The 4114-nt window shown below is 75.5% G+C and carries 3 protein-coding genes; 2 read left to right on the top strand and 1 reads right to left on the bottom strand.

Annotated features, from left to right (window positions below; translation table 11 throughout):
* Both RIF68_RS29625 and RIF68_RS29620 read left to right on the top strand, forming a co-directional pair.
* Positions 1–322 (top strand): phosphatase PAP2 family protein (locus RIF68_RS29625; RefSeq protein ID WP_309054358.1); only part of this gene is annotated, 322 nt, incomplete at its 5' end.
* 277 nt (positions 323–599) lie between these two features.
* The gene (locus RIF68_RS29620) at positions 600–1262 is read left to right on the top strand and encodes a TetR/AcrR family transcriptional regulator C-terminal domain-containing protein (protein WP_309054357.1); all 663 of its coding nucleotides are present in this window, start codon (positions 600–602) and stop codon (positions 1260–1262) included.
* Positions 1263–1362: 100 nt separating this feature from the next.
* Here RIF68_RS29620 and RIF68_RS29615 read toward each other — a convergent pair.
* Positions 1363–4114 (bottom strand): bifunctional [glutamine synthetase] adenylyltransferase/[glutamine synthetase]-adenylyl-L-tyrosine phosphorylase (locus RIF68_RS29615; protein WP_309054356.1); only part of this gene is annotated, 2752 nt, incomplete at its 5' end.

Here is a 4114-nt window from a genome sequence, read left to right as displayed (position 1 = left end):
CATCTTCTTCCTCGCCCGGGCGCCGTGGGCGCGGATCCTCGGCCTGCTCTACCCGACGGCCACCCTCGTCGTGATCGTCGCGACCGCCAACCACTTCTGGCTGGACGCGGTCGGCGGCATCGTCTGCCTGGGCTTCGGCTTCGTCGTCGCCCTCCTCTGGTACGGGGCCTGGCCGCACCGTCTGCCGAAGCTGGTCGGACCGGTGGAACCGGCGGCCGTGCCGGGGTCCGGCGACGGGACCCCGCGGGACGCCGGGGACCGGGACGCCCGGGACCGGGACGCCGTGGAGGCGCACGAGGAGCGGGTCGGCTCCGGTACGTGATCCGGCCGCCCGGCGAGGCCGGGCGGACCGGGCTCTCCGCGATGCCGTTCGCCGGCCGGGGCCTGCACCGGGCCGGCCGCGACAGTGCCGTTCGCAAGGAACCGGACGTCCCCGAGGTCCATGACGTACGCACCGGTGCGTCGGAACGAGCGTGCCGGTGCGCGGTCCCGGGTGCGGGCGGGGAAGCCTTCGCACTCAAAACCTAAAGCCTTTTGGTTGCGGCAGGGTAACCTCGCCTCCGACGATTCGGGAAGACCTGAACAGGGAGTGACGTTTCATGGGCCGGCCGCGCAGACCCCTCCTCGACCGGGAGCGGATCACCACCACGGCTCTCGAAATCGTCGACGAGCAGGGGGAGTTCAGCGTTCCCCAGATCGCCAGGCGGCTCGGGGTGCAGACGGCGTCCATCTACCACCACGTGGACGGCCGGGACGGGATCGTGGAGCTGCTGCGCGAACGGGTCGCCTCGGCGATCGAGACGGAGACCCTGGACCTGGAGCCCTGGGACCGGGGCATGGCGGCCTGGGCCCGGTCCTACCGGGCGGCCTTCGCCGCCCACCCGCGCACGATCCCGCTGCTCACCACCTCGCCGGTCCGGGCACCGAAGGTCCTCGACCAGTACGAGCGGGCCGTCGGCCGGCTCCTCGCGGCCGGGTTCGCGCTGCCCGACGTCATGCCGGTGATCATCGCCCTGGAGAACCTGGTCCTCGGCTCGGCGCTCGACCTGGCCGCACCCGAGGCCATGTGGGAGCTCGCGGACGAGACGGCCACCCCGCACCTGGCCCGCGCCCTCGGAGCCGTACCGGAGGGCCGCGCCGACCAGGCCTTCGAGCTGGCGCTCACCGGCTACCTGACATATGTGCGGGCCCTCCTGGGGGAGGACCACGAGGCCGCCCCGGTGGACGGCGACCGGGAGCGGGTCACGGCCCGCACGCCGTAGGCGCCGGGCCCTTCCGGGGGCCGAGGGCCGCGGGGGGCCGGACCTGCCGGGCGCCGGGCCCGGTGCCGTCGAGGCGCCCGGCCGGGCCCGCGCACGCGTCCTACGCGCCGTAGAAGAGGTCCTCCACCACGGCCCGCGCCCGGCGGGTGACGCGGCGGTAGTCCTCGACCGCCTCCCCGACGTGGCCCGGGCCGTACCCCAGGTACCGTCCCACGGCGGCCATTTCGCGCGGGTCGCCGGGGAAGGTGTCGCCGGGGCGGCCGCGCACCAGCATCACCGCGTTGCGGACGCGGGTGGCGAGGACCCACGCCTCGTCCAGGATCTGCGCCTCGTCCGACGCGATGAGCCCGGCCGCGCACGCGGCGGCGAGCGCCTGCCGGGTGCGGGTGGTGCGCAGCTCCGGCCGGGCGTGGCCGTGCCGCATCTGGATCAGCTGGACCGTCCACTCGACGTCGCTCAGGCCGCCCCGGCCCAGCTTGGTGTGGAGCGTCGGGTCGGCGCCGCGCGGCAGCCGCTCGGACTCCATCCGGGCCTTCAGGCGGCGGATCTCCCGGACCGCGTCCTCGCCGAGACCCTCGGCCGGGTAGCGCAGCGGGTCGGCGAGCGCGAGGAACCGTTCCCCCAGTTCCTCGTCCCCCGCGACGGCCTGGGCACGCAGCAGGGCCTGGCTCTCCCAGCCGAGCGACCAGCGGCGGTAGTAGGCCTCGTACGACTTCAGGGTGCGCACCAGGGGGCCGCTCCTGCCCTCCGGCCTGAGGTCGGCGTCGATGAGCAACGGCGGGTCGGTGGTGGGCAGCTGGAGCAGCCTGCGCATCTCCGAGACCACCCGGTTCGCGGCCCGGGCCGCTTCCTGTTCGTCCACTCCCTCGCGCGGCTCGTGCACGAAGAGGACATCGGCGTCGGAGCCGTACCCCAGCTCGTGCCCGCCGAAGCGGCCCATGCCGATGACGGCGAACCGGGTCGGCAGCCGGTCGCCCCACTCGGCCCGCACGGCGGCCCGCAGCGCGCCCGCGATCGTCGCCGCGGTGAGGTCGGCGATCGCGGCGCCGACCCGGTCGACCAGGGGGCCCGGTTCGGTGGCGCGGGGGCTGTCCTCCGTACCGTACGAGCCGATGAGATCGGCCGCGGCGGTACGGAACAGCTCCCGGCGGCGCACCCCGCGGGCCGCCGCCACGGCCTGCTCGGGGCCGTCCGCCCGGCCCACGGCGGCGAGCACCTCCTGCTCCAGGTGGTCCCGGTCGCGCGGCTTCAGGCCCTCCGGGTCGCCGAGGAGGGCGACCGCCTCGGGGGCGCGGAGCAGCAGGTCGGGGGCGAGGCGGCCGGCCGAGAGCACCCGGGCCAGGTTCTCGGCGGCGGCGCCCTCGTCGCGCAGCAGCCGCAGGTACCAGGGCGTCTTGCCGAGGGCGTCGGAGACCTTGCGGAAGCCGAGGAGTCCGGCGTCGGGGTCGGCCGAGTCGGCGAACCAGCCGAGCAGCACGGGCAGCAGCGTCCGCTGGATCGCGGCCTTGCGGGAGACACCCGAGGCCAGTGCCTCCAGGTGGCGCAGGGCGGCGGCCGGGTCGGCGTACCCGAGCGCTTCGAGGCGCTGACCGGCGGCCTTGGGGCTGAGCCGGATCTCGCCGGGGGCGAGCTGGGCGACGGCGTCGAGCAGCGGCCGGTAGAAGAGTTTCTCGTGCAGGCGGCGGACGACGGCCGCATGCCGCTTCCACTCCCGGTTGAGCTCCGCGACCGGGTCGGTGCGCAGTCCGAGGGAGCGGCCGAGGCGGCGCAGGTCGGCCTCGTCCTCGGGGACGAGGTGGGTGCGGCGCAGCCGGTGGAGCTGGATGCGGTGCTCCATGGCGCGCAGGAAGCGGTACGCCTCGTCGAGCTGGGCCGCGTCCGCGCGGCCGACGTAGCCGCCGGCGGCGAGGGCGGCGAGCGCGTCGAGGGTGGTGCCGCTGTGCAGGGTGGCGTCGCTGCGGCCGTGCACCAGCTGGAGGAGCTGGACGGCGAACTCGACGTCGCGCAGGCCGCCGGGGCCGAGCTTGAGCTCGCGCTCGACCTGGGCGACGGGGATGTTGTCGACGACCCGGCGGCGCATCTTCTGCACGTCGGCGACGAAGTTCTCGCGCTCGGCGGCCTGCCAGACCATGGGGGAGACGGCGTCGATGTACTGGGCGCCGAGCTCCTCGTCGCCGGCGACCGGGCGGGCCTTGAGGAGCGCCTGGAACTCCCAGGTCTTGGCCCAGCGCTGGTAGTAGGCGACGTGTGAGGCGAGGGTGCGGACGAGCGGGCCGTTGCGGCCCTCGGGCCGGAGGTTGGCGTCGACCGGCCAGATGGAGCCCTCGACGGTGGTCTCCGAGCAGATCCGCATGAGGTGGGCGGCGAGCCGGGTCGCCGCCTGGAGCGCCTTGGCCTCGTCGGCGCCGTCGGCGGCCTCCCCGACGAAGATCACGTCCACGTCCGAGACGTAGTTCAGCTCGTTGCCTCCGCACTTGCCCATCGCGATGACGGCGAGCCGGCACAGGGCGGCGTCCTCGGGGGCGGCGGCCCGGGCGAGGGCGAGGGCGGCGCGGAGGGTCGCGGTCGCCAGGTCGGCCAGCTCGGCCGCGGTCCGGGCCACACCGCTGGTCCCGCAGACGTCGCGGGCGGCGATGGCGAGGAGGCAGCGGCGGTAGGCGACGCGGAGCGAGACCGGGTCGTCGGCGTCGGCGAGGCCCCGCTCGAAGTCGGCGAGCCCGGGGCGCAGGTCGGCCGCCTCGTACGTGACGAGGGACCGCCAGTCGCCGGGGTGCCGGGCCAGATGGTCGGCGAGCGCCTCGGAGGTGCCGAGCACCCCGAGGAGCCGGTCCCGGAACGGCTTGGCGGAGAGC

Source organism: Streptomyces sp., from assembly GCF_031178505.1.
In the GTDB taxonomy this organism is placed as follows: domain Bacteria; phylum Actinomycetota; class Actinomycetes; order Streptomycetales; family Streptomycetaceae; genus Streptomyces; species Streptomyces gulbargensis.
The sequence above is the reverse complement of the archived record's forward strand: the minus strand, read 5'-3'. Positions and strand labels throughout refer to the sequence as shown.